General features: G+C 52.7%; 27 protein-coding genes. 10 read left to right on the forward strand and 17 right to left on the reverse strand.

The genetic code is table 11. The features are described 5' to 3' along the window. Positions 1-4: 4 nt before the first annotated feature. A complete protein-coding gene (locus E0F26_RS03450; protein WP_279242655.1) occupies positions 5-463 on the reverse strand; it encodes a GNAT family N-acetyltransferase in 459 nt (152 codons plus the stop codon). Positions 464-570: 107 nt separating this feature from the next. Between E0F26_RS03450 and parC the strand changes: the two genes are divergently transcribed. Then, positions 571-2,820 carry a DNA topoisomerase IV subunit A gene (gene parC, locus E0F26_RS03455; protein WP_279242656.1) on the forward strand — a complete coding sequence of 750 codons (2,250 nt, stop codon included), beginning with the start codon at positions 571-573 and terminating at the stop codon, positions 2,818-2,820. Positions 2,821-2,835: 15 nt separating this feature from the next. Here the strand turns inward: parC and E0F26_RS03460 are convergent, their stop codons facing one another. After that, on the reverse strand, positions 2,836-4,077 hold the full coding sequence (locus tag E0F26_RS03460) for a hypothetical protein (protein ID WP_279242657.1): 1,242 nt from the start codon (positions 4,075-4,077) through the stop codon (positions 2,836-2,838). Between the two features lie 102 nt (positions 4,078-4,179). Here E0F26_RS03460 and serB point away from each other — a divergent pair, with 102 nt between their 5' ends. The 3 genes from serB to epmA all read left to right on the forward strand — a co-directional run bounded on the left by serB (position 4,180) and on the right by epmA (position 6,723). Beyond that, complete coding sequence (gene serB, locus E0F26_RS03465; RefSeq protein WP_279242658.1) at positions 4,180-5,061, forward strand: phosphoserine phosphatase SerB; 882 nt, start codon at positions 4,180-4,182, stop codon at positions 5,059-5,061. Between the two features lie 124 nt (positions 5,062-5,185). Next, on the forward strand, positions 5,186-5,758 hold the full coding sequence (gene efp, locus E0F26_RS03470) for an elongation factor P (RefSeq protein WP_279242659.1): 573 nt from the start codon (positions 5,186-5,188) through the stop codon (positions 5,756-5,758). Positions 5,759-5,778: 20 nt separating this feature from the next. Next, on the forward strand, positions 5,779-6,723 hold the full coding sequence (gene epmA / locus E0F26_RS03475) for an EF-P lysine aminoacylase EpmA (RefSeq protein WP_279242660.1): 945 nt from the start codon (positions 5,779-5,781) through the stop codon (positions 6,721-6,723). On the opposite strand, the gene E0F26_RS03480 is transcribed toward epmA, so the two are convergent. Genes E0F26_RS03480 through E0F26_RS03500 form a run of 5 tightly spaced genes read right to left on the reverse strand, consistent with a single transcriptional unit; the run spans position 6,720 to position 11,871 of the window. Continuing rightward, a complete protein-coding gene (locus tag E0F26_RS03480; RefSeq protein ID WP_279242661.1) occupies positions 6,720-7,151 on the reverse strand; it encodes an acyl-CoA thioesterase in 432 nt (143 codons plus the stop codon). The genes epmA and E0F26_RS03480 overlap by 4 nt on opposite strands. After that, positions 7,148-8,566: a Na+/H+ antiporter NhaC gene (gene nhaC, locus E0F26_RS03485; RefSeq protein ID WP_279242662.1), complete on the reverse strand. Its 1,419-nt coding sequence runs from the start codon at positions 8,564-8,566 to the stop codon at positions 7,148-7,150. Before nhaC ends, E0F26_RS03480 begins: the two co-directional genes overlap by 4 nt. A gap of 3 nt (positions 8,567-8,569) precedes the next feature. After that, positions 8,570-9,832 (reverse strand): SAM-dependent methyltransferase, encoded by a 1,263-nt coding sequence (locus tag E0F26_RS03490; RefSeq protein ID WP_279242663.1) that lies wholly within the window; start codon positions 9,830-9,832, stop codon positions 8,570-8,572. A 9-nt stretch (positions 9,833-9,841) separates the two neighbouring features. Further along, complete coding sequence (locus E0F26_RS03495; protein ID WP_279242664.1) at positions 9,842-10,594, reverse strand: DUF1365 domain-containing protein; 753 nt, start codon at positions 10,592-10,594, stop codon at positions 9,842-9,844. Further along, positions 10,591-11,871: an NAD(P)/FAD-dependent oxidoreductase gene (locus E0F26_RS03500; RefSeq protein WP_279242665.1), complete on the reverse strand. Its 1,281-nt coding sequence runs from the start codon at positions 11,869-11,871 to the stop codon at positions 10,591-10,593. The genes E0F26_RS03495 and E0F26_RS03500 overlap by 4 nt, the downstream gene beginning before the upstream one ends. Before the next feature lie 142 nt (positions 11,872-12,013). Here E0F26_RS03500 and E0F26_RS03505 point away from each other — a divergent pair, with 142 nt between their 5' ends. The 6 genes from E0F26_RS03505 to E0F26_RS03530 all read left to right on the forward strand — a co-directional run bounded on the left by E0F26_RS03505 (position 12,014) and on the right by E0F26_RS03530 (position 17,416). Then, entirely contained in the window at positions 12,014-12,643 is a 630-nt protein-coding gene (locus E0F26_RS03505; protein WP_279242666.1) for a sigma-70 family RNA polymerase sigma factor, read from the forward strand. Between the two features lie 156 nt (positions 12,644-12,799). After that, positions 12,800-13,450 carry a ChrR family anti-sigma-E factor gene (locus E0F26_RS03510; RefSeq protein WP_279242667.1) on the forward strand — a complete coding sequence of 217 codons (651 nt, stop codon included), beginning with the start codon at positions 12,800-12,802 and terminating at the stop codon, positions 13,448-13,450. 227 nt (positions 13,451-13,677) lie between these two features. After that, positions 13,678-14,820 carry a Re/Si-specific NAD(P)(+) transhydrogenase subunit alpha gene (locus tag E0F26_RS03515; protein ID WP_279242668.1) on the forward strand — a complete coding sequence of 381 codons (1,143 nt, stop codon included), beginning with the start codon at positions 13,678-13,680 and terminating at the stop codon, positions 14,818-14,820. Position 14,821: 1 nt separating this feature from the next. Further along, positions 14,822-15,103, forward strand: coding sequence for an NAD(P) transhydrogenase subunit alpha part 2 (locus E0F26_RS03520; RefSeq protein ID WP_279242669.1), 282 nt, complete (start codon positions 14,822-14,824; stop codon positions 15,101-15,103). A 2-nt stretch (positions 15,104-15,105) separates the two neighbouring features. Further along, complete coding sequence (locus E0F26_RS03525; RefSeq protein WP_279242670.1) at positions 15,106-16,464, forward strand: NAD(P)(+) transhydrogenase (Re/Si-specific) subunit beta; 1,359 nt, start codon at positions 15,106-15,108, stop codon at positions 16,462-16,464. Between the two features lie 250 nt (positions 16,465-16,714). Beyond that, on the forward strand, positions 16,715-17,416 hold the full coding sequence (locus E0F26_RS03530; protein WP_279242671.1) for a GDSL-type esterase/lipase family protein: 702 nt from the start codon (positions 16,715-16,717) through the stop codon (positions 17,414-17,416). 3 nt (positions 17,417-17,419) lie between these two features. On the opposite strand, the gene E0F26_RS03535 is transcribed toward E0F26_RS03530, so the two are convergent. Genes E0F26_RS03535 through E0F26_RS03580 form a run of 10 tightly spaced genes read right to left on the reverse strand, consistent with a single transcriptional unit; the run spans position 17,420 to position 24,715 of the window. Beyond that, positions 17,420-19,264 carry an ABC transporter transmembrane domain-containing protein gene (locus E0F26_RS03535; RefSeq protein WP_279242672.1) on the reverse strand — a complete coding sequence of 615 codons (1,845 nt, stop codon included), beginning with the start codon at positions 19,262-19,264 and terminating at the stop codon, positions 17,420-17,422. Position 19,265: 1 nt separating this feature from the next. Further along, positions 19,266-19,973: a twin-arginine translocase subunit TatC gene (gene tatC, locus E0F26_RS03540; protein WP_279243187.1), complete on the reverse strand. Its 708-nt coding sequence runs from the start codon at positions 19,971-19,973 to the stop codon at positions 19,266-19,268. A gap of 14 nt (positions 19,974-19,987) precedes the next feature. Then, the gene (tatB, locus tag E0F26_RS03545; RefSeq protein ID WP_279242673.1) at positions 19,988-20,329 is read right to left on the reverse strand and encodes a Sec-independent protein translocase protein TatB; all 342 of its coding nucleotides are present in this window, start codon (positions 20,327-20,329) and stop codon (positions 19,988-19,990) included. A 12-nt stretch (positions 20,330-20,341) separates the two neighbouring features. Further along, positions 20,342-20,536, reverse strand: a complete 195-nt coding sequence (gene tatA, locus E0F26_RS03550) for a twin-arginine translocase TatA/TatE family subunit (RefSeq protein ID WP_279242674.1) — start codon at positions 20,534-20,536, stop codon at positions 20,342-20,344. A gap of 38 nt (positions 20,537-20,574) precedes the next feature. Then, positions 20,575-20,907: a phosphoribosyl-ATP diphosphatase gene (locus E0F26_RS03555; protein ID WP_279242675.1), complete on the reverse strand. Its 333-nt coding sequence runs from the start codon at positions 20,905-20,907 to the stop codon at positions 20,575-20,577. Then, entirely contained in the window at positions 20,900-21,283 is a 384-nt protein-coding gene (gene hisI / locus E0F26_RS03560; protein WP_279242676.1) for a phosphoribosyl-AMP cyclohydrolase, read from the reverse strand. The genes E0F26_RS03555 and hisI overlap by 8 nt, the downstream gene beginning before the upstream one ends. Positions 21,284-21,314: 31 nt before the next feature. After that, positions 21,315-22,889 (reverse strand): 2-polyprenylphenol 6-hydroxylase, encoded by a 1,575-nt coding sequence (gene ubiB / locus E0F26_RS03565; RefSeq protein ID WP_279242677.1) that lies wholly within the window; start codon positions 22,887-22,889, stop codon positions 21,315-21,317. Continuing rightward, positions 22,886-23,533, reverse strand: a complete 648-nt coding sequence (locus E0F26_RS03570; RefSeq protein ID WP_279242678.1) for a ubiquinone biosynthesis accessory factor UbiJ — start codon at positions 23,531-23,533, stop codon at positions 22,886-22,888. Before E0F26_RS03570 ends, ubiB begins: the two co-directional genes overlap by 4 nt. A gap of 4 nt (positions 23,534-23,537) precedes the next feature. Next, complete coding sequence (gene ubiE, locus E0F26_RS03575) at positions 23,538-24,302, reverse strand: bifunctional demethylmenaquinone methyltransferase/2-methoxy-6-polyprenyl-1,4-benzoquinol methylase UbiE (RefSeq protein ID WP_279242679.1); 765 nt, start codon at positions 24,300-24,302, stop codon at positions 23,538-23,540. Between the two features lie 26 nt (positions 24,303-24,328). Then, positions 24,329-24,715, reverse strand: a complete 387-nt coding sequence (locus tag E0F26_RS03580; RefSeq protein ID WP_279242680.1) for a gamma-butyrobetaine hydroxylase family protein — start codon at positions 24,713-24,715, stop codon at positions 24,329-24,331. Between the last annotated feature and the right edge of the window lie 14 nt (positions 24,716-24,729).

The raw sequence follows: 24,729 nt of genomic DNA on the forward strand, positions 1-24,729 counted from the left end.
GCCGTTATTGAGTCGTCCCGCTGTAGAGCATCTCGTAATGGGGTATGTCGTCTTCCATGTAGGGGCCGTTCTCGGTCACAAAACCTAGGGCTTCATAGAACTCCTGCAGGTAGGCTTGCCCGCTAATGCGGATGCCCGTATCCCATTTGGACGCACAAAACCCCATGCCGATTTTCATGAGCTCGACGCCGCGTCGTTGACCTCTGAGTTTGCGTGATATGGATACGCGCCCGATTGAGCATTCGTCATAACTCACGCCGGGCGGGACGACTCTGAGTGTTGCGACTAGCTCATCACCCATATGCCCGGTTAGATGCCAGCACTTTAGGTCTTTGTAATCGGGGTCTTGGTAGGGGCACGTTTGCTCCACCACAAATATATCGGCACGCAGCATTAAAACTTCATGCCACGCTGCGGCTGACATTGTGTCGAAATGACGCCAACGCCACTTAATTTCTTCCATGTTAATCGCGCTACTATGAGATAATTCTGAGAAGCGAAGGCTACCACGACTGGGGTCATGCGCTTTTAAATTTCGAACGCTTTGTTTGCAAAGGTAGTAGTCAGTTTATGTCCGATATGTTCAACACGCCCCAAGCAACGGAAACGCTCTCGATAAAAGAGTATGCCGAAAAGGCGTATCTCGATTATTCGATGTACGTGATTCTAGATCGAGCGCTGCCGCATGTCGGCGATGGCTTGAAGCCGGTACAACGACGAATCGTGTATGCGATGAGCGAATTGGGTCTGAAGTCCTCGGCCAAATACAAAAAGTCAGCAAGAACCGTCGGTGATGTCATTGGTAAATTCCACCCGCACGGTGACAGTGCAGCTTATGAGGCAATGGTGTTGATGGCGCAAGACTTCTCTTACCGTCATCCACTCGTGGATGGGCAGGGGAACTGGGGCAGTGCCGATGACCCGAAATCCTTCGCCGCAATGCGCTATACAGAGTCAAAACTCACTAAATACGCTGACGTGCTTCTGGGGGAGTTGGGGCAAGGGACTGTCGACTGGCAACCTAACTTTGATGGCAGTCTGGACGAGCCTGTCGTGCTGCCCGCGCAGGTGCCTAACTTATTGCTCAACGGCACGACCGGTATTGCGGTAGGAATGGCGACCGACATTCCGCCCCATAATCTTCGTGAGGTGGTGAACGCCACAATCCATTTGCTCGATTATCCCGATGCGACGGTCGACGCGCTCTGCGGACACATACAAGCGCCCGACTTCCCTACTGACGCAGAAATTACGACATCGCCCGAGGAGGTGCGCGACATCTATCGCACCGGCCGCGGCAGCATCAAAATGCGTGCCGCATGGCAACGTGAGGACGGGGCGGTCGTCCTTAACGCGCTGCCGTACCAGGTTTCTGGTTCAAAAGTGCTCGAGCAGATTGCCGCTCAAATGCAGGCAAAGAAGCTCCCCATGGTGTCTGACCTTCGAGACGAGTCGGACCATGAGAATCCCACACGGTTGGTGATCGTTCCTCGATCAAATCGCGTCGACCTTGACGCCATGATGAGTCACTTGTTCGCGACAACTGACCTCGAGCGTTCTTACCGCGTGAACCTCAATGTCATCGGTATGAATGGTCGCCCCGGGGTTCGCTCGCTAGACCAGCTTCTGCGTGATTGGGTGCAGTTCAGACGCCAGACAGTTCGCAGGCGCTTGGAATATCGACTCGAGAAAGTGCTAAAGCGACTTCACATTCTAGAGGGCTACCTGGTCGCCTATCTTAATATTGATGAAGTTATCCGCATCATTCGCGAGGAGGATGAACCCAAGGCGGAATTGATGGCGCGCTTCGCGCTCTCTGATATTCAAGCAGACGCCATTCTCGATTTAAAACTGCGTAATCTGGCTAAGCTTGAAGAGATGAAGATTCGTGGGGAGCAGTCTGATCTCAGCGATGAGCGAGACGGCTTGGAAAAGACCTTGAGTAGCAACGCACTCATGACAAAGCTCATTCGCGGCGAGCTTGTCGACATTGCACACGAATACGGAGACGACCGGCGATCGCATCTCGTTCAGGTCGAGGAAGCGAAAGCGTTTTCAGAACTCGAGCTGACCAGTGCCGACCCAATGACCGTCGTTGTCTCTGAAAAAGGCTGGATCAGGGCTGCACGGGGTCATGATATTGATCCCGAGACTCTGAACTATAAGTCAGGCGATGCCTTTAAGTTTGCGGCACTGGGTCGGAGTAATCAGACGACCGTTGTTTTTGACTCGACGGGGCGAGCCTACTCGATTCCAACGCATCAACTCCCTTCCGCTCGGGGTCAAGGTGAACCTTTGACTGGGAGGATCTCACCACCATCAGGTGCTACGTTTGAAGGGTTGATGACAGGTACCGAACATCAAAAGTTTTTACTGGCAAGTGATGCCGGCTACGGCTTTGTTGCGAAATTTAGCGATCTTGTCGCCAAGAATAAAGCAGGCAAAGCGGTGCTCAGCCTACCTAAAGGCGCACAGGTAATGCCGCCAGTTGCTGTACCGGAGCGACAGAATTTGCTGGTGGCAGCGGCAACGACCGAAGGTCGCTTGCTGATATACCCACTAGCGGACCTTCCAGAGCTTGCCAAAGGCAAAGGGAACAAAATTATTGGGATTCCCACGGCGAGAGCCCAGTCGAGGGAGGAGTTGCTTGTTGGACTATTGGTCTTTGGAGACGACGATATTCTCCAGGTCAATTCCGGACGGCAGCACTTAAAACTGCGCTTGTCTGACTTGGAGCACTATCGTGGTGAGCGAGGAAGGCGTGGCAATCGTCTACCCAAGGGATTCCAAAAAGTCAGTGGGTTAGTTATTGCGCAGTAGCAGCAAGATGACCGATTAAAAGGGAAGGTCCGTTTGATCTCCGACGTCTGGAAATAATCGTCGTTGGAGTAATCGGCTCTGTTTTTCAAGCTCTGGCAAAAAGGCGCTTGTTGGCGAGCCGAGTTGGCAATCGCCATCTGCAGTATCGATGGTGTCAAAAAGGTCGGTGACCTCTTTAAAGCCGCTGATCGAGGTGGCCAACTTAATTGATGTGCCAGCCCGCTGTGCAAGTATATGAGCTTCGTCCAGTGCGGTCTGGATGTACAGACCTGCGTACGCCGACGCGTGTTCGCCCCGGCTGAGATCACTGTGGCTTACGCCGATCCCCGCGGCGAACTTCAACCGCCTACTGCGCTCGGCAACGGGAAGCAACTGCTGCAGAAGAGCTGATCCAACGGTTGCTCGCAGCGGTGATGTCATTCCCCGCCATTCACCCTCAAAGCTCATCGAGAGGCTCTGTGGTCGATTCGTGTCAGTTGTTCCCCCGAGCATTTGCGCGACGGCTTTGAGTAAGGCTTCGTAGGTGGCGACGTAACTGACAAGGCTCAGTTCATCGAGCGTTTCGATGTATCGCGTCAAATGATCCAGGCTGAGCGTAACAACAGCCATTGAGCGCATCGCGGACTCGTCCATAGCTTCAGATGAGGAGGTATCGATAAGATCCAGAGGGAGTGCGGAAAGGGCATCATCGAGCTCGTCTAATGGATCGCCCGCCCGCTCTGATGTTTTCTGTTGAGAGACCCGCGTGACAAGTGACCAGAGTCGATTTGTGTGCCCACGGTAGAGCGATGTGGTGAGGGCATAGATGAAGAGGGCGATCACAAGGCTAAGGCCTGTAATGGTCCAGCGAAGGGTTGTATCCCTGGCCTTAGTATTCAATGTGATGGTCAAGGTTCCGGCGAGGTCAGGGCCAATTTTGAGCGGGCCTTGATATTGTACGTCACTTGCGGGCGTCCCCACGGTGACCAGTGGCTCGCCCTCAACATCAGCCACACTTGCTGCGGCAACGAGATCGTTAGCAATTAAGCGATTCAGCTCGCTCGATACGGTGAGTAAGTCACCCGCGGCAATCAGGCCGGAGGTGCGGGATGCGGCTGAGCTGAGAATCACTCGAGCGTAGGCCGCGCGCTCATTGTCATCGCTATTTTCCTGCGAGATGAGTGAAAGGGTTAGGGTAATTTGCGCTGCAATAAGGACAGCAATAGCGGCGACCACGCCTGCTCGCTGACCAAAATCGAGGCGCCCCCAGAATCTCACGTTTGATTACCCCCTCACCTGTGGATTATTCACCGGCTTTGCCGAATTTACAGATAGATCAGAGTATCATGCTCACTTTGAATTGAGCGTACTGTGATCGTTATGCAACTCACTATTTTGGCTAAGTCCGCAGAGATGCCTGAGTTGAATTCTTTAAAAGGGTTCCTTCAGAGCGAAGGTGTTGGCGTGGCGCAAACACAGGCACTACCGATACCAAAAACGCTCGAAGGTCAGCGATCTGCTCTAAGACTGAGCCTCACCGGAAACACTTCGCATCTTGATCCAAGAGATATCGTCCTAAGTGGCCTTAAGGACGGTGTTGATGCCAACCTGCACAGTGCCAAAGAGCATGCCCCCGATATCAAGCTTGCTGTCTTTGATATGGATTCGACTCTGATTCAGTGCGAAGTTATTGACGAGTTAGCGAAGCACGCGGGTGTAGGTGACCGTGTTGTCGACATAACGGAGCGCGCCATGCGGGGCGAGCTCGATTTTAACGAGTCATTCACCGAGCGGCTCGGGTTACTAAACGGATTGGATGCGCGTGTGGCTCAAAAGGTTGCTGCCTCTCTCCCGTTTAGCGAGGGAGCACACGAATTGATGCTGACGTTGCGTGCTCGCGGCGTGAGAACCGTTGTGCTCTCGGGCGGCTTTGATGTCTTTGCGAACAGCGTCATCACTGCCTTGAAAATGGACGAATACATGGCCAACACCCTTGAGATTGTTGACGACAAGCTAACGGGGCGTGTGGTTCCTCCGATTGTAAATGCCGATGAGAAGCGAGCGCGATTGGTGGCAATAGCAGAGAGCATGTCGATCGATCTTTCTCAGACCATGGCGGTAGGCGACGGTGCTAATGACCTCAAGATGCTCCAGGCGGCGGGAATCGGCATAGCATTTAGAGCCAAGCCGGTCGTTCGAGAGCAAGCCCGCTATCAGCTAACCCACGTTGGACTCGATGGTGCGCTCTACCTGATGGGGTGAAACAGGTTGCCGTTCATGCCGTCGCGAAATGCGCATTTAATTGGGTGCTGTTTACCATGTGCTCGCTCGTAAGACACCGACTTTGATATGATTGGCGCTTACCAAAACTGCAGGGTCAGCACTCATGCCTAACTTTTCTACCAATGAATTCAAACCAGGCCTTAAAGTCATGCTCGAAAACGAGCCTTGCTCGATTCTCGAAAATGAGTATGTGAAGCCCGGTAAGGGTCAGGCATTTAACCGCGTCAAATTGCGTAATTTGCGTTCGGGTCGTGTCTTAGAGAAGACCTTCAAGTCGGGGGATTCGCTCGAAGGCGCCGACGTGCTCGATATTGATCTCGAATACTCCTACACCGACGGTGAGTTTTGGTATTTCATGGACCCTAATACTTTCGAGCAGCACTCTGCAGACAGGGCCGCGGTGGATGATGCAGAGAAGTGGCTGAAAGAGCAGGAAAAGTACGAGGTTACGCTTTTCAATGGCGCGCCTTTAGCCGTTACGCCGCCTAACTTTATTGAATTGGAAATCACCGAGACCGACCCTGGTCTGAAGGGCGATACGGCTCAGGGCGGGAGCAAGCCTGCGACCTTGAGCACGGGTGCTGTCGTTCGCGTGCCCTTGTTCCTTTCAGAAGGCGAGATTATTCGTGTTGATACGCGAAGCGGTGAGTACGTCAGTCGCGCGGCTAAATCATAAGCCATTAGCGCTTAGCCGTTATGTCAGATTGGCAGTCCAACGCGCGTGTTGACGACCTGCATGCGCGTGCGCAGCTGCTAGCATCTATCAGGGCCTTTTTCTCTGAGCGTGATGTGCTGGAGGTCGACACCCCGCTCCTTTCTCGCTATGGCGTTACCGACCCCAATATCGAATTATTCACTGTCTCCTCTGACAGCCCGCGCTATCTCCAGAGCTCTCCTGAATATGCTATGAAGCGCCTTTTGGCCTTAGGTCTGGGTGATATTTATCAGCTGGGTAAAGCTTTCCGGTGGGGCGAGAGCGGTGCGCGGCATAATCCTGAATTTACGTTGCTGGAATGGTACCGGAAAGACTTTAGCCACTTCGACCTTATTCGCGAGGTGGCGCAGTTGATCAAGACGGTTTTGCCGGTCAGCGCCTGGCAGGTTTGGTCCTATGCGGCGTTATTCTCAGAGATTTTAGATGTCGACGTGTTTGACGTGTCGACAGAGGCGCTTCGCAAGAAGGTCGAATCCGAGGGTATTTCTATCGATGCCTCGCTTTCTCGTCTCGATTGTCTTGATTTACTGATGACGCATCGAATTGAGCCCGCCATCACTGGGTGGGGCCTCGTCTTTGTCACTGACTTTCTTCCTGAACAATCAGCGTTAGCTCGAATCACCACCCGTGGCGCGAGAACAGTTGCCGCCCGATTCGAGGCCTATTACGGCGGTATTGAGTTAGCCAACGGCTATTGGGAAGAGACGCAGGCGGAGGTTCTCGCAGCGCGATTTGCAGACGATAACGCGAAGCGGCAGTTGCGCGGGCAACAGCCGATGACTCCAGACGTTAGGTTGCTTGAGGCTCTAAAGGCAGGAATCCCCAATTGCGCAGGCGTCGCTTTAGGTGTGGATCGACTGCTTATGTTGAGTCTGGGGAGAGCCTCTATCGCTGAGGTTTTACCCTTTGCATGGGACCGCGCCTAGCCAATCAATGCGGGCGTGTATCCGTCAATAAATGCTTTGGGTGGACGCTTTGGTTTGCCCGATGAAATCTCAATGCACACAAATTGAAGCCGAGCACGTAAAACCGTTTCTCCTGTGAGCAATGATTTAATCTGCATACGGCGCTCCATTAACATGCGCCTCTCCCACGTTGTAATCCATGTCCCAACCTCAAGTTGCTCGCCAAGGCGAGTGGCTTGAAGATATTGATATTCTGCATGTGTCAGTGCCATGGCTCGGTCGAGCGCTTTGTAGGCCTTTGCACCTAAGCCAAGCGCAGTGGTGTGTGCCCACGCGGCATCGTTGCACCAATTGACGTACTGCGTGTTGTTAGTGTGGTCCAGCGCATCAATGTGCTGGGGTAAGACCGTCACGCTGTGTGTGAAGGGCGTCGGGTAATCCCAAGTCATGCGGGCTCAACTGCTGCGGGTTTTTGTTTCACCAACAAATAGCCAAAGGCGATGGCGATGAGAGGGCAGACGATGTTGAAGATCGCATAGGGTGCGTAGTCAAATGTTGCAACGCCCAGCGTTGCCGCCATGTAAGCACCACAGGTGTTCCAAGGTATGAGAGCTGACGTCATAGTCGCGGAATCTTCTAACGTCCGAGACAGATTTTCTCGACTTAGATTGAAGTCGTCGTAGGTATTGGCGAAAAGCCGCCCGGGTAATGCAATGGCGAGAAATTGGTCGGCTGCGAGGATGTTGGTTACAAACCCACCGGTAACGGTAGCCAAAACTAAGTCCCCCGTGGACTTCACTGCCTTGAGCACCGCATCGAGAATTTGCTTCAAAATGCCTGTTCGCTCTAGCACACCCCCAAAAGCCAGCGCACTGACAATCAGCCAAACCGTGTTGAGCATGCTGGCTATTCCGCCCTTGCTAATCAGGCTATTGAGTGACTCATTATCGGTCGTTCCCTGAAAGCCTTCAAAGAGTGTGCGCCACAGCCCCTCAAGGAGAGGTCTTGTTGTGTCTGGGTTCGCTGCCAAGGCGAACTTTTCCAGCACTGGAACTTGTAGCGTCAGCGCCGTAATGATGCCGGCAACGGTTGCGAGCATGATGGCAGGGTACGCGGGAACCTTTCTCCATATGAGAAGCAGCATGACGACAAGCGGTGTCAGGACGCCAAAACTGACATTGAATTCGCCTCGAATTGCTGAGCGTAGCTCGGCAATTTGCTCTGGAGCCGCGGCCGAACCCGAGTCCATAAAGGAATAAAAGAGCAAGGCGACGCAAAAAGCGGGGACGGTTGTCCACAGCATGTGTCGGATATGAGCAAAGAGGTCAACATTGGTGCAGGCGGCGGCCAGATTTGTGGTATCCGACAGCGGGGAGAGCTTATCGCCAAAGTAGGCACCACTGATGATCGCGCCTGCGGCCATGGCAGGTGGTAGACCGTAGCTATCGGCAATGCCGATGAGGCCAATACCCAACGTGCCTGCAACGGTCCAAGAGCTGCCAATACTGATTGATGCGAGCGCACAGATGATGGCCGCTGCGGCGAAGAAAATATCGGGATCGAGAATCGAAACACCGTAGTAGATCATCGCGGGAACCGTACCTGCGATCATCCAGCTACCAATCAAGCCGCCCACAGCGAGAAGAATGAGTATGGGGGCTAGCCCAACCTTTATACCGTCGACCATGCTGTCTTGCACGTCCGCCCAGCTCATGCCGCGATACATTCCTACCAAGCCCGCGCATGCCGTGGCGATCAGCAGCGCTACCTGATTCGGCCCATAGGAAGCGTCAGCTCCAAACAGTTGAACCGCTGAGAACAGGAGAAGGACAAGTAGGGCAATCGGGGCAAACGATAGAAGCATAAGTTATGTAGGCCGGTAGTACGGCTTCGCCATGGTTATCTGATAAGTACCAATAATACGTTCACGGAAGCCACCTTCACAGTAGCTGAGGTAAAACCGCCACATTCGGATGAATTTTTCATCAAACCCCATCGACTTCACGGCGTCGAGCTCCGCTAAAAAGCCCTCCTGCCAGTGCTCAAGTGTTTTGGCGTAATCGAGTGCGATATCGCGAAGACCGATCATCTGCATGTCTGTTTTTCGCGTCAATGCACTGCTAATAACGTCCAGTGAAGGCAGGCAACCACCTGGGAATATGTACCGCTTGATAAAGTCCACTGATCGACGATACTCGTCGTAGCGTTGTTTGTTTATGGTGATCGCTTGAATCACTGCCTTACCGTTTGGCTTGAGCAACTTGCTGACACAGCTAAAGTACGTGTCAAAGTATTCATGACCAACCGCCTCAATCATTTCAATGGACACGAGCTTATCGAAGCTGCCTTTTAGATCGCGATAGTCTTCGAATAAAAGCGTAATCTTATCCGCTAGCCCCCGAGCGTTGACTTCCTTCTGAGCGTGCTCAAGTTGCTCTCGCGATATCGTTGTTGTTGTGACTTTGCACCCATAATTTTCCGCTGCGAAAATGGCCATTCCTCCCCAGCCCGTGCCAATCTCGATGAGGTGGTCTGTTGGTTTGAGCTCAAGATCTTCGCAGATCAATCGAAGCTTGTGCTGCGAGGCCTCGCTCAGATTGTTGCAGCCCTCAGGGAAGACGGCTGATGAGTACATGAGGGTGGGGTCGAGGAAAAGAGAGAAAAAATCATTCCCAAGATCATAGTGGGCTGCAATATTCTCTCGAGACCCCGTCAGCGAGTTCCGCCGCGCACTGTGTGCGAGTTTGAGTGTCGCCTTTACAAGCCAGTTTTGCTGATCCTTCATGGCTTCGAGAAGCGGCATGTTCGCACTAAAAACACGTGTGACATCCGTGAGTTGCTCGGTACTCCAATCACCATCGATGTAAGCCTCTCCGGCGCCAATCGTGCCGCCCATAATAATTCGGGAGTAGGCTCGGGGGTGATGAATGGTCACCGTAACGCTGGGTGCGACGGAAAGGTCGTTCCCGCCGAAACGAAATACTTGCTCGCCGTCACGCAGAATGAGTTCGCCGTGCTTGAGGTTGCTAAACAGACGAAACGCCATTCTCTGAGCCAGCTCGGTGCTCTTCCAGCTTTTTATTAAGGGCAGTTTAGCAATCTGTTTGATATCAACATTTTGAGTAGACATTGGGCTCTCCTAATGTGCTGAGTTATTTTTAGGGTGTGAGTAGAGCGGGACTCGTCGAAGAAGTAAGACCAGGGCTTGCCAGTAAATACCGAGGGTTACCTTTACAGTTTCAAGGGGGAATTTGGCAAGCAGTGTAAGGCCTGCTCTGGCGGAAATCGGGACGCGGCGGAGTTGCAATACAGCATGGAATACTCGCTTGTCTTGCTCGATGTTAGTCAGCTTGATCGCCAGGGACTCCGAGGGTGTTGTTGAAAACCATCGATAGCGTTGATCCATTCCATGAAACGGCGATACGTGAAGCTCTTTGGCAAATTCGGTTTGGAACGGCTGGGCTGAGTCTGTAACGGGGAGTACGTAGCTATGACGTTCGCCCCAGGGGGTGTTGGTCACCTCTGCGACGATATAATTGAGCTTCTCAGTGCTCGCCTCGAAACAAAAATAACAGGCGATGGGGTTATTTTGCAGGCCAAAGTAACGCCAATTAGCGAGGAGGAAAACGCGACCCGAAAACGCATAACCCGTTGCCTCCAAAATACGTGCCTTGACGGCATCTGATATGGGCATGTCTTGAGGCCCAATAAAATCGCTTCGAACGAATCTTGCCGGTGCCAGCGGCTTGCGGCTCCATAGGGGGATGTTGTCGGTAAGGGTCTCCACAGCATCGACATCGACGAAGGGCATAAAGACCTGGTAACTGAAGCGATGCGGTTTAGGAGTTAGTCGAGCGTGGCTCAATTGTCCCACATAAAAGGCAGTATTCATGCTGGCATACCTTTTACTGCTAGACCCCTTTTGGCCAGTATCGCATCGGCAACGCGGTTACCACTAAATAGCCCGTCTTCGTGGAACCCATTTCGCCAGTACGCACCGCAAAACCAGGTATTGCGAGGTCCATTTATTTCTTCCCAGCGCTGTTGTGCGGCAATACCTGCAATGGTGAATTGCGGGTGCGCGTATCGGTACTCGCCAAGGATCTTTTTGGGGTCAATGGACGCTGTATCGTTGAGCGTTACACAGAAGGTTTCAGGGCAATCGAAGCCCTGCAGGATATTCATATTGTAAGTGAGCGTTGCCTGATCATTGCGGCTTTTCAGCCTGTAATTCCAGCTAGACCATGCGCGCTGCCTTTTGGGTAGCAGACGCGTGTCGGTGTGCAATACCACGTCGTTTTCGGAGTAAGGAAGCTCAGAAAGAATCGCGTGTTCGTTAGGGTCTGCATCGCATAGGAGGCTTAGTGCTTGATCACCGTGAGCTGCGATGACGATATCGTCGAAAAATAGTACTTCACCGTCGTGGGTGCGAAGTTGAGGCTTTGAGTCAGCTGCTCGCTGTATCGCGGCCACGGCGCAAGACGTCCTAATGGATTCCAAAAATGGCGCACATAGCGGCTTCAGGTAGCTCTGGCTCCCTCCCTTTAAAACACGCCACTGAGGCCTATTTTTCACTTGGAGTAAGCCATGATTCTTAAAGAATCGAACGAAAAACTCTGCGGGGAAATTGAGGCTCTCTTCAAAATTTGCAGACCAAATTGCAGACGCCATGCTGATCAAATAGTTTCTGCGGAAAAACTCGCTGAACTGATGCCGTTCTAGATACTCCTGAAGTGTCTCACCACTTTGTAGTCGACCAGACTCAAGATCTGCGATGGCGACTTCATTGAAACGAAGAATGTCACGAACCATTCCGATGAAGGTGGGCGACAGTAAATTCCTGCGTTGGGCGAAAAGCGTATTCAGGTTATTGCCCGCGTATTCGAGGCCGCTTGTGTCATCGGAGACTGAAAACCCCATGGTGGTCGGCTGGTTTACAACGCCAAGCTCGTCCATGAGTGCGATGAATTGGGGGTAAGTCCAGTCGTTGTAGACGATAAAGCCTGTATCGACGTCGTAGTCTCCGCTGGCGACGCTCACGCGTTTAGTGGCCGTGTGTCCGCCGATAATATCGGCGGATTCGAAAATCGTGACAGGCTCTCCGGCTTTAGCCAGTCTGTGAGCGCAGCCGAGACCGGAGATCCCTGAACCAATGATGGCGGTTGTCATTTCATTCCTTCTTCCACATTTGGACGATCTGAATTCTCGAATCAATAATTCCTTTATGTCATATTTAATATACACATGTTAGTGTCAACTAAATTAGATTATGTGTATTCTTTCCGAAGATGCGCTCAAAGGGGAGTGATGGATGGTAGACAAGCAGGGAGAAGGCGCCCGGGGACAACCCGCGACCTCTGCTTGGTCCGTTCCCGAAGGGCGCCGGACCGACGAGTGGAGTCTATGCGTTGTTCGAATTGCGGAGCATCGTGATCGCGCCGCATTCGCAAAATTCTTCGCGCACTTTGCGCCGCTGATAAAAGCGTTTGCTCTATCGGGCTCGTCGCTCTCAGCCGCTCATGCCGATGAGCTGGTGCAGGAAGTGATGTTAAAAGTTTGGCAGAAGGCTGCCGGATTCAATCCTGAGAAAGCGGCCGCAAGTACCTGGGTGTATACGATTGCGCGCAATTGCCGGACGGATATGTTTAGGCGCCTACAAAAATTTGATACACAGTTGGAAGCTGAAGATGTGGGCTTCGAGCTCGAGAGCGATGAGCCGACGATGGCATTGCATGCGTCGAGGGGTGCCATTCGCGTTCGAGCGTTAATGAGTGACCTGCCTCAGGACCAAGCGCAGATCCTTGCCAAGGTCTATATGGAGGGGAAGTCTCACTCTGAGACCGCAGCTGAATTAGGTTTGCCACTGGGAACTGTGAAGTCGCGGGTTCGATTGGCGATTCAAAAACTACAAGTATTTATGGAGGCCGGATCAGAGGAGTGATCCGCATGGTGAAATATCGGTATTAATTTGCATATACTTACAAAAGCTTTGGAAGCGTTGAACCGACGATTACAGTCGATCGTAACCTGAGCGAAGTAAGTAAGCAGTTGATATGCAAGGCCGATCAGGACCTGTGGGGCAGGGCAGCAAAGGATTATGATTACATACCATCCAGATACAAATACGTTGACCGAATTTGCGGCGAACTCGTTGTCACCCGCACAAAGCGTCGTTGTGGCGACCCACCTAGAGGTGTGTGAGTTATGCCAGCAGCGCCTGGCAGAGCTTGAGTGTATGGGCGGCGCGCTCTTAGAAGACCTACCGCCCGTGGACGTGGATACCGCGGTATTTGACAAGGTTCTCGCCAAACTCGACGAAGTCGAGGAAGCGCCCGCTGCAAACGATGCGAATGCTTCGGACCTAGCGTGGACAGTTAAGCAAGTGCGACAGGGAAATCTTGAGGGGTTGAACTGGAGAAAAGTTACCAAGACCTTGCGCATTGCGGACTTAGGGCGCATTGACGGTGCGGCGGAATTTTCGCTCTATCATATTGCCGAGGGAGGTAGCATTCCTCAGCATAATCATTCCGGGACTGAAGTGACCCTTGTTCTGCAGGGTGGCTTTAGTGATGAAAGCGGTACGTATCATGCGGGAGATTTTGTGACTCGCGAGTCGGGTGAGGAGCACTCTCCTACAGCAATCGCCGGCGGCGACTGCATATGTCTCGCTGTATTAGAATCACCTTTGAGATTTACACGCTGGCATCATCGCCTTCTCAGCCCTCTATTGCAGTTGCGGGCGGGCTAACCCACTGGTCGTCCTAGCTCGTACCTAGCGAACTTGTGCGCGTTACGCGCGGTTCAGGGTTATTTACCTCTTACGCCGCTCGCTAAGCGCCCGCGGTTTCGTACCTGCTGATTTACTTGCTTTATACGCGCTATTGTGGATTTTTGTCGCGATAGAGCGGACTCAATGAGATCCTCTCAGCGAGCATTTACGTATCACCCACCAAACTTTAAAAGCGAGCATTATTCATGCGTATTGTTATTCCTCGCGAGTCGGTAGCGGGCGAGCATCGCACCTCTGCTACTCCCGAAACTGTTAAAAAGATGATTCGCCTCGGGGCAGAAGTGGCTATTGAATCTGGCGCCGGCGCGGCTGTGGGATTCACTGACAGCGTTTACACTGAGCTCGGGGCAGAAATTGTAACGGATAGAGCGGCGTTGCTAGGCTCTGCCGATATGGTCTTGAGACTCCGTAAGCCAGAGTCTGACGATATAGACATGATGAAGTCAGGTTGCATCCACGTCTCCTACCTCGACCCCTTCAACGAGCGAGATCTGATCAAAACGCTCGCCGCGAAGGGCATCACAGCGATCAGCATGGAGATGATTCCCCGCTCAACGCGGAGCCAAAAAATGGACGCCTTGAGCTCGCAAGCCAACCTTGCTGGCTACGTTGCAGTCATGTTGGCCGCTGCAAAGTTACCTAGCATCTTCCCTATGTTGATGACACCTGCCGGAACGTTGAAGCCCGCCAAGGTGTTCATAATCGGTGCCGGTGTTGCTGGTCTGCAAGCTATCGCGACCGCCAAACGATTAGGCGCGCGAGTGACGGCCTTCGATACGCGCCCCGTGGTAGCAGAGCAGGTGCAGTCGCTTGGGGGCAAGTTCCTTGAGATCGATCTTGGTGACACGGGACAGACGGCAGACGGATATGCGAAGGAGCTTACGCCTGAGCAGGTGGAGATTCAGCGCCAAGCCCAAAAAGACGTCATTGCTGACTCGGACGTTGTGATTACCACGGCGCAGGTATTTGGTCGAAAGCCTCCCGTACTTGTGACCAAAGACATGGTCGAAGGCATGGCGCCTGGCTCGGTGGTTGTCGATATGGCGGCCGAGACTGGTGGTAACGTTGAAGGATCCGTTCCAGACGAGACGGTCGTCGTCGACGGTGTCACCATCGTCGGTACCGCGAATCTCGCAAACGAAGTTGCACGGGATGCCTCGCAAATGTACGCGAGCAACTTGTTTAACTTGGTTGAGGACACGTGGGATACCGAAGCTAAGACATTTGTTCTCGACATGGAGAACGATATTTTGCCGGGTTGTGTCATTACACACGGTGGAGCGGTGGTTCACCCCACCATTAAGAACCTAATGGAAGGGGAAGGTTAAGATGGATATTTCATATCTTCTATTTATTTTGATGCTCTCGGTCTTTTTAGGCTTTGAGTTGATTAACAAGGTGCCTGCCACCCTACACACGCCATTGATGTCGGGTGCTAACGCCATCTCGGGTATCACGGTTGTAGGGGCAATAGCGCTGGCCGGTAACGGTAATCAAGATCTCGCGCAATGGCTCGGTGCGGGCGCTGTAGCACTTGCGAGCGTCAACGTTGTGGGTGGCTACATGGTTACCGACCGCATGCTTGGCTTCTTTAAGAAGAAGGAGGGTTGAGCATGAGTATCGATCTAATAATTCAACTGGGATATGTCATTGCGGCTGGTCTCTTTATCTTTGGCCTTAAAATGTTGGGCTCTCCCGACACAGCGCGTCGGGGTAACGGTGTGTCAGCCATCGGGATGTTGGTTGCCATCGTCTCGGCGCTGCTCGATCAGGGCATTGTTCAATACGAATATATTTTAGGCGGGATGATTGTTGGTGGGGCGATCGGGGCTATTGCGGCGCGCACGGTGGCGATGACTTCCATGCCTGAAATGGTGGCCCTGTTTAACGGGGTAGGTGGCGCGGCCTCAGGTCTCGTGGGTGTGGCAGCCCTATCAATCGCAGAGGGTAGTTTCACTTACATTACGATCATCCTGTCGATTTTGATTGGTGGTGTTACGTTCACTGGCTCCTTGGTGGCTTATGGGAAGCTATCTGAGACCATTGGTAGCGGCGCGATGACGTTTGGCGGACAGAAGTTCGTAAACGGCCTCATTGTCATTGGCATCTTGGCAAGCGCCGCAATGTTCGTGATGGATCCGACCGATACGAACATGCTGTATACGGTTGTCGGCTTGTCACTTCTGTTTGGCATCATGGTGGTTATTCCCATCGGTGGTGCCGACATGCCGGTGGTGATCTCTCTCTTGAACTCATACTCGGGCTTGGCCGCCTGTGCAGCCGGTTTCGCCGTCGACAATAATGTTTTGATCGTCGCAGGTTCACTTGTTGGCGCCTCAGGCATCATCCTCACGCAGATCATGTGTAAGGCAATGAATCGCTCATTGAGTAACGTTTTATTCTCTGGGTTTGCTAGCGTTTCAACCACAGTTACTGAGGTTGAGGGTGAGATTAAGCCTATCTCTGTAGAGGATGCTTATTACGTCTTAGAAGCAGCAACTAACGTTGCGATCATTCCCGGCTATGGGATGGCTGTGGCGCAGGCGCAGCACGCAGTAAAGGAGCTCATGGAGCTGCTCGAGGCCAATGGCTGCGAGGTGAACTATGGTATTCACCCTGTTGCCGGACGTATGCCGGGGCACATGAACGTGCTGTTGGCTGAGGCCGATGTGCCCTATGACCAGCTACTGGAGATGGACGACATCAACCCAAGGATGGAGACGGTCGACGTTGCGATCGTGATTGGCGCAAACGACGTGGTTAACCCTGCGGCGCGAGAAGTCGAGTCATCCCCCATCTATGGCATGCCAGTGATTAATGTTGCCGATGCGCGCACAGTTTTTGTATTGAAGCGTTCAATGGCGTCAGGCTTTGCCGGTATCGAGAACCCGCTGTTTTACAAAGACAATGCGCGGATGTTGTTTGGCGATGCGAAGGAGTCGATTGGCGGTTTGGTTAGAGAGTTCTCATAAACTAACCCGGCCATACAAGGGCGCTGTTTACAGCGCCTTTTTTTTGCCTGACGGAGATCGCCGCAGCGCAGACTTCTGCTCCTTTTATATGACTGCTCGCCCTAAGTTGAGCCATTATTTCCCATGAGGTTGGCCAATGGGGGGGTCGAGAAAAATAACGGTCGTTGTTGATAAAGCGATAAGGTAACGCAGGAGAGCGTTGCTCTTTGTCTAACGCTAAAACGGTTCAACACCCTTAGGAGCTTTAGACATGAAGCGCGGAATTGCTATCTTTGTTGTCCTCGTTCTCACTTACCTTGGAGCACAAATTTACGCCTTATCGGTGAGCTTAGAGCGTGTGCGCAGCGATGACCCTACTGTCTGGAGCGAGGATGTTGCCGCCCTTGCAAGTAAAGCACCGGGACCATCGGGTGCCTTATTGTTTGTGGGTAGCTCGAGTATTCGCCGTTGGGTCGATCTCGCCGAGCATATGGCACCCATCCCTGTGATCAATCGTGGTTTTGGTGGCTCTAAAATCGGTGATGTCATCTACCACTCAGAGACCCTGTTCCAAGCGCGAGCTCCTCGCGCTGTTGTTATCTTTGTTGGCACTAATGACATTACTCCCGAGGCGGCAAAACCCCTTGATGTAATGGTAGAAGCTTTTGAGGAGATGATGGGCGAGGTCCGGCGATTTCACCCACAAACCCCGGTTTACTATATCGCCATTACGCCCTCGCCATTGCGCTGGGAGGTTTGGGACAAGGCCCAAGCTGTGAATGGAGCGATAAGTGAGCTAGCGAGTGGGATGGCGAATACCACGGTTATTGATACGGGGAACGCGCTCATGGTCGACGGTTTACCTGATGAGACTAATTATGTGTTTGACCGACTGCATTTAAGCGAGAGGGGGTATGCCATTTGGGCTGACAGGGTCCGGTCTCGCGTCTTTTCCGATCTTGGCCTTGAGTGACGCCTAGACTGCTTCAGGTACGACCACCGCGGGCATAATCTCACGCTGAGTTTCGTCGACTTTATCGTCAGGTTCTTTAAATTGCATGCTTGCGAGGCGCTGATAAAGCCCGCAGCGAGCTAAAAGCTCGTTGTGGGTGCCAACATCAACAACCGAACCATTGTCGACTACTGCAATCGCATCGGCGTTCATAATTGTTGAAAGGCGATGGGCGATGACGATGGTCGTTCTGCCTCGCGTTAACTCGCTCAGCGCTAGCTGGACGTAATGCTCGCTCTCGGTATCTAGCGCACTTGTCGCTTCATCGAGCAGCAAGATTTCGGGATTCTTTAGGATGGCACGGGCCAGTGCTATTCGCTGCCGTTGCCCCCCCGATAGTTGCACGCCTTGAGCGCCGATCTCGCTTTTGAATCCGTTCGGCAGTCGTTCAATAAATTCCTTAGCGTAAGCTGCTTCAGCGGCGGCCTCTATTTGCTCGCTCGAGGCGTCTGCACTGCCGTAACCAATGTTGTACGTAATGTCACCGGAGAACAGGATGGGCGACTGCGGAACCAAAGCCAATTTTTGCCGCCACTGAGCTAGCGAGTAGTCGCTAAGCGATTTTCCGCCATAGGTGAGTTGCCCATCAGTCGGGTCATAAAAACGCTGTAAGAGTTCGAAAATAGTGGATTTGCCAGCGCCAGAGGGGCCGACTAGCGCAAGCGTTTTACCGCTTGGGATTCTGAGATTAAAGTCATGCAAAGCGGGTGTGTTGGGTCGAGAGGGATAGACAAACCTGAGATTGGAGGCCTCTAATTCCTGACCGCAGGTGATGGCTTCTCTGCCTTCATCTAGGATGTCGCTGTCTTGATGGAGCAGCTCAACGAGGCGTTCAGCCGCACCGGCGGCGCGCTGTAAATCGCCCCACACCTCTGAAAGCGTGGCAAAGGCTGAGCCGAGCATGACCGCATAAAAAACAAATGCGCCTAAGTCTCCGCCGCTCATTCTTCCAGCGAGCACGTCTTGGCCACCCGTCCACATCATGCCAACCATACCGCCTAAAAATAGGAAAATGGCGCATGCCATGAGCCAGGCGCGCTGCTGAATTCGTTTTCGTGCAATCTTGAATGCGGTATCCACTTCCTTGCCAAATACCTCACGCTCCATCGCCTCGCGCTGAAAACTCTGAACAATCTTTATCGATTGCAGGACCTCACCGGCGCGATTACCCACGCTTGCGATGCTTGCCTGACTTTTGTTGGAAAGGTTGCGGACTCGTCGACCGAGATACAGTACGGGAAGTAAGGTAAGCGGAACGCCAATGAGCATAATCAGCGTCAACTTGAAGTTGGTTAGTGACATCAAAATGAGCGCACCCACCAGCGTTAGCGCACTCCGTGCGGCGAGACTGACGGAGGAGCCTATGAGCGTCTGCAAAAGCGTCGTGTCTGTAGTGATACGCGACATGATTTCACCGGAATGGTTTTTCTCGTAAAACCCAGGGTGAACGGTGAGTAAATTATTAAAAACCTTCTGTCTGAGATCCGCACTTACACGCTCGCCCAACCAAGACACGAGATAAAAACGAATAAACGCGCCACTTGCCATGGCAAATCCGACAACGATCATGAAGACGACCGCCTGTCGTAACCCGTCCTCGGACGAATTGGCAAACCCCTGATCGATCAAGATTTGGATTCCGTAGCCCAGCGATAGCTGAGCCATGGCGGTAAAGACCAGTGCTAATGAGGCCGCAATGAGCCTAGACTTGTGCGGCCACAAAAAGTGGAGCAGCTCGCGAAGCGGTTTGAGGGATTTCGCTTTTGACGCTGAAATATCGCTAGAGGCTGTCGCCGCGTTATCCGTCATCTCATGTATCGCCTGTCTTCAGTAGTCGTCCCATGATCAAACCAACCTCGAACAGTAGCCACATTGGGAGGGCGAGCAGCGTCTGGGAAATGACATCGGGAGGTGTTAAAAGCATGCCTATTACAAAGCAGCCCACGATGACGTAGGCGCGGTTATTGGCTAGCTGCTCTGCTGACACAACACCCGTCAATATGAGTATGACGGCTGCGATGGGAACTTCGAAGGCTAAACCAAAGGCAAAAAAGAGCTTTAAGACGAAGTCCAAATAGCGATTGATATCGGTCATTACCGAAATGTCACCGGGGCCCACCGTTGTAAAAAAACTGAACAGTAGGGGGAAGACTACAAAGTAAGCAAAGGCAACGCCTGCGTAAAAAAGAATGACGCTCGAGGTGAGCAGTGGGATGGCGATGCGCTTTTCCGACTTATATAAGCCGGGCGCAATGAAACCCCAAACTTGGGCCAAAATCACGGGCATAGCAAGAAAAACGGCGAGAACAATCGATAACTTAAACGGCGTCAAAAAGGGCGACGTTACCTCGGTTGCAATCATTGAAGATCCCTCGGGTAGTAGACTTCTCAAGGGCTCTGAAATGAAGGTGTATAACTCATTGGCGAAGGGAAACAGTGCAATGAACGCTATGAAAACAGCTATGAGCGCATTTCGAAACCGATCTCTCAGTTCGCGCAAATGCGCAACCAGTGGCATGGGCTCGTCAGCGGTCACGGAGCAGGTTTCTCGCTATCAGCCTGTGAGTTGATTGCGGGGCTTTCGAGTGTGTCAGTCGCCGCATCGGCATTCTCATTTGAAACGGGGTCAAGTGATAGCGCACTACTAACATCGGTAAGGTCTTGTACCTCGTCACGACTCTCTCTGAGAGCCTGCATCACTTCTTCGTTATGAAGCTCACGGCTCACATCCGCTTTAATTTCTTCAAAGCCACGCCTGACCCGTCCGAGCCATAGCGAGATGGCACGGATAGCGCTTGGCAAGCGATCCGGGCCCACAACGAAAAGAGCCACCGCGCTGACGACTAAAAGCTCGGCAAAACCAATATCTAACATGATGACTGGCGCTTACTTGGCGTCCTCGTCTTTGTTCTCTTCTATTTTGGTGGTCTCACCGTTATCACGCTTCATTCCTTCTCGGAAGTTAGTGATAGCGCTGCCGAGATCTTTTGCGGCGCCCGGTAGACGTTTTGTGCCAAAAATTAAGATGACAATGGCGAGAATGATCAGTAGCTGCCAAATTCCGATACCACTAAATCCCATATCTATTCACTCTGTGTTGCAGGCACATGCTAATGAGCCTATTGATTTCTGGAGGCCTTCTCTTGAAGCCCTGATAGTCCTTGCCTCGACGCTAGCGCGTCCAGTACCTCATTATGACTGATACCGAGTCGATCAAGCATTACCAGTGTGTGAAATACGAGATCGGCGACTTCATTGATCAATCTGTCATTGGACGCCTCTGCCAACTCGGCATCTTTGGCTGCAATAACCACTTCAACGGCTTCTTCGCCGACTTTCTCAAGAATTTTATTCAGGCCTTTGGCGTTGAGACTGGCCACGTAGGATTCGTTGGGGTCAGCAGCACGCCTTTTGGCAATAACTAACGCGAGGGCGTCCAACACCTCAGACACCCTGATCTTCCTTTAGCTGCCATTCACCATCACTGGGTGCATAAAAGAAACACGTTCGGCGACCCGTATGACAGGCACCCGCGCCGGCTTGATCAACTTGTAGAAGTAATGTGTCACCATCGCAATCGAGTCGAGCGTCAACGACGGTTTGCACATTGCCTGAGGTCTCACCTTTGCGCCACAACGCTTGTCGCGAGCGCGACCAGTAAATGGCCTGCTTTTTCGCGAGGGTAAGCGCTAACGATTCTTCGTTCATCCACGCCATCATGAGAACCTCGCCCGTTCGAACATCCTGAGCGATGGCAGGTAGCAGCCCGTCGGCATTCCAATTGGGGTTCATGCTGGGCGGTGTATTGGGATCAATAGCGCTTTTCATCACGTAAGTATGCCACTTCTTCGCGCGGCATTCATTGGCGTTGTAAGAACAGCCCCACGACAGCGACCGCGACGCCCGAAAGCGCTAAGGAGGGTGACTCAGGCATGCTTACTAATGCGATGCCTACTGCGGCAATACCGCCACCTATGAGTAAGGTCGGTAATGGCGATGGCTTTTGTTGTGGTTGCTCCGCTTTTAAGCTTTGGCGCTGCATCGCTAAAAATTGGGGTATGACCTCTGGTAACTGTGACGCGTGATGCACAAAGGCGGGCGCGTCGCGCTGTAACTGTCGGACCACATTCATTGGGCTGTACTGACGCTTTAACCAATCTTCAAGAAAAGGTTTCGCTGTGTCCCACAAGTTGAGCTCGGGATAAAGCTGTCGACCTAGACCCTCAATGTTGAGCAGGGTCTTCTGTAAGAGTACGAGTTGAGGCTGAACGCGCATATCAAAACTCGCAGCTGCTTTGAACAGATTCACCAGCATGTGCCCTAGGGAGATCTCGTGCAAAGGTCGATCGAAAATAGGTTCACATAACATGCGAATCGTGGATTCAAAGTCTTGTACGCGTGTCGCGGCGGGAACCCAGCCGCTTTCTACATGGAGCTCGGCAACCAGTCGGTAATTTCGCTGAAGAATCGCAAGCAAGTTCCGCGCTACGTAATACTGGTCCCCCCGCGAGAGCTGACCCACGATGGCGCAGTCTATGGCGATATAAGTGGGGGCTTGGGGGTCTGATGCGTCGACAAAAATGTTGCCCGGGTGCATGTCAGCATGAAAAAAGCAGTCGTCGAACACCTGAGAGAAGAAGATTTCCACGCCCCGTTCGGCGAGCACTTTCATGTTGACCCCGGCCTCATTGAGCGCGGGGATGTTGCCAACGGGTATGCCAGAAATTTTCTCCGAGACCATCACCCTCGGTGAACTGTAGTCCCAAAAAACAGCCGGTACATAAACGAGCTTTCGTTTGCTGGTGTTCTTCTTAAGGAGCGAGGCGTTAGCGGCCTCATGGCGCAAGTCAAGCTCCGCCATGATCGTTGTCTCGTAGTCCTCGACCACCTCCGGTAACCGCAACCGTTTAAAGTCATCGGATAACCCGTTTATCACTTTTGCGAGCCGCTTAAGTAGGCGGATATCGGCACTGATTTGCTTTTCAATGGCTGGGCGTAGGACCTTGATCACCGCGGATTCGCCATCGGGTAAGGTGACGCTGTGCACCTGCGCTACCGAGGCGGCGGCGAGCGGCTCGCAATCAAACTCCCGAAAGAGCGTATCGGTAGATTTTCCTAATTCGCGCTCGATCGATGCGGCGGCAAGCGCCGAGTCAAAGGGTGCCACCTTATCTTGTAGCAGTGAAAGTTCGTCTGCTAGGTCGTCGGTTAATAAATCACGTCGTGTGGATAGGAGCTGACCGAACTTAATGGGGACGGGTCCGAGTTCCTGCAGAGCAAGGCGTAGGCGCTCCCCCTTGGATGCGTCGTGCCGCGGTGTTTTTGACCCGGCGAGGACCCAGCGTAGCAGTCCGCTCCCCGAGCCACCGGCTGGAACTAAGTCACCCAGCTGATATTTTCTGCCCGTGAGTAGAAATTTAAACGCTCTTCTCATTCGTTCAACCCATGTAACGCGTTCAGGCGCTTCTTAATACGCTTTAGACGCGAGCCCGCTCTGTCGACGCGCAGTGCAAGGTCATCCACGGCTGAGAAAAAGGCATTTTGTTCGGCTTTGGGTGGTGATAAACGGCCCTCTTCAAGAATAAATTCACTCAATTGCCGCTTAAGTCGTTGGTGTGTTGTGCGGGACGTTCTCGTGATCGCACGTATAACCGTCGCCAGCTGATGCCCCACGACAGGCCCTAAGGTCTCCGCCAGCGGTGCTTCCCAATCGACATCTAACTCAGTCATGACGCTTTGAAGTTGCATCAGCGGTACTGTGTCGCCCGAGATCTTGATATTGCCGTTGATTAAGGCCGAAGCGGGGTCCTCGGCAGAAGCAATGCCCACGAAGTCTTTCCAGCTTCCTTCGAGCGTGACGGTTGCAGCCCCTTCACGATAGCTTGCAATACTGATGGCGCCCTCTGCATCGATAGAAATGTAGAGGTCTATCTCGGGGCTCGAGCAGCTTATCGCGATGGTGAGTGGGTGAAGGCCCTGGAGCTCATTGCGCGTGCCTGTCGACAGATCGACCGCGCGCATAATGGCCGTTTCTGCAGCCAGGCATACACCCGCAATGACAGCTGGATCGTGCTGCATCTACTTAGCCCTTGATACCTCTATGCACTGCGACGATGCCGCCAGTCATGTTGTGATAACGGCAGTCAACAAAGCCCGCATCCTCCACCATCTCCAGCAACGTTTGTTGATCAGGGTGCTTTCTGATCGATTCAGCGAGGTATCGGTAACTGTCGGAGTCGTTGGTAATGATCTTGCCCATCGCGGGCAATGCAGAAAATGAATAGGTATCGTAGATTTTAGACAAAAGGGGTGAGACCGGCTTAGAGAACTCTAAAACGAGCAGGCGACCTCCGGGTTTGAGTACGCGATTCATCGACGCGAGCGCTTTGGCTTTGTCAGTCACATTCCTCAAGCCAAAAGCAATCGTGATGCAGTCGATGCTGTTGTCTTCAAAGGGGAGATACTGTGCATCCGCCTGAACGACGCTGATGTTGTTGAGTGCGCCTTTATCGATAAGACGATCCCGTCCAACCGAGAGCATGGCGGAGTTGATATCCGCAAGGATGACACTTCCGTCCTTGCCAACAAGCTTTGAAAATTTTGCCGCTAGGTCGCCTGTACCACCGGCAATATCGAGAACGGTCTGCCCTGGTCGGACCGCACTCAGTTCGATGGTGAATCGCTTCCAAAGACGGTGCAGACCACCCGACATCAAATCATTCATGAGGTCGTAGCGAGAGGCGACAGAGTCAAAAACCTCTCTAACACGTCCCGCCTTTTCCTCTGTTCTCACACGCTCGAATCCGAAGTCAGTCGTGTCGTCCGTCGCGTTTTCGTGTGTACTCATGACAGTTCCTATTGCCCGCGTGCTCGCTAACCAATGACTCTGACAATGTCAGTTGAGGGGTCGCGAGACGCTCCGGCATCGTCTAGTTTTTCTAAATAGCGTTGCCAGAGTATCTGCCTCTCGCTCGCTAGTTGGGCTAAATACGTCCAAGTGTACAGGCCGGAGCTATGCCCGTCGTCAAAACTTATTTGCACGGCGTAATGCCCGACAGGCTCGATTGCCGTAATACCCACTTCCGCCTTCCCTGTTTGCAGCACTTCTTGACCGGGCCCATGACCTTGCACTTCCGCAGAAGGCGAGAGCACTCGCAAAAGCTCAGCCGATAGACTGACTGACGCTTCACCGGGAAACGTTATCTCAAGCGTACGATCTGAACGGTGGTACTTAATCGATTCTGGTGCGTCTTGAGTCATCTCTGAAATGCCGT

Origin of the sequence: Candidatus Paraluminiphilus aquimaris (genome assembly GCF_026230195.1) — a bacterium.
GTDB classification, from domain to species: Bacteria; Pseudomonadota; Gammaproteobacteria; order Pseudomonadales; family Halieaceae; genus Luminiphilus; species Luminiphilus aquimaris.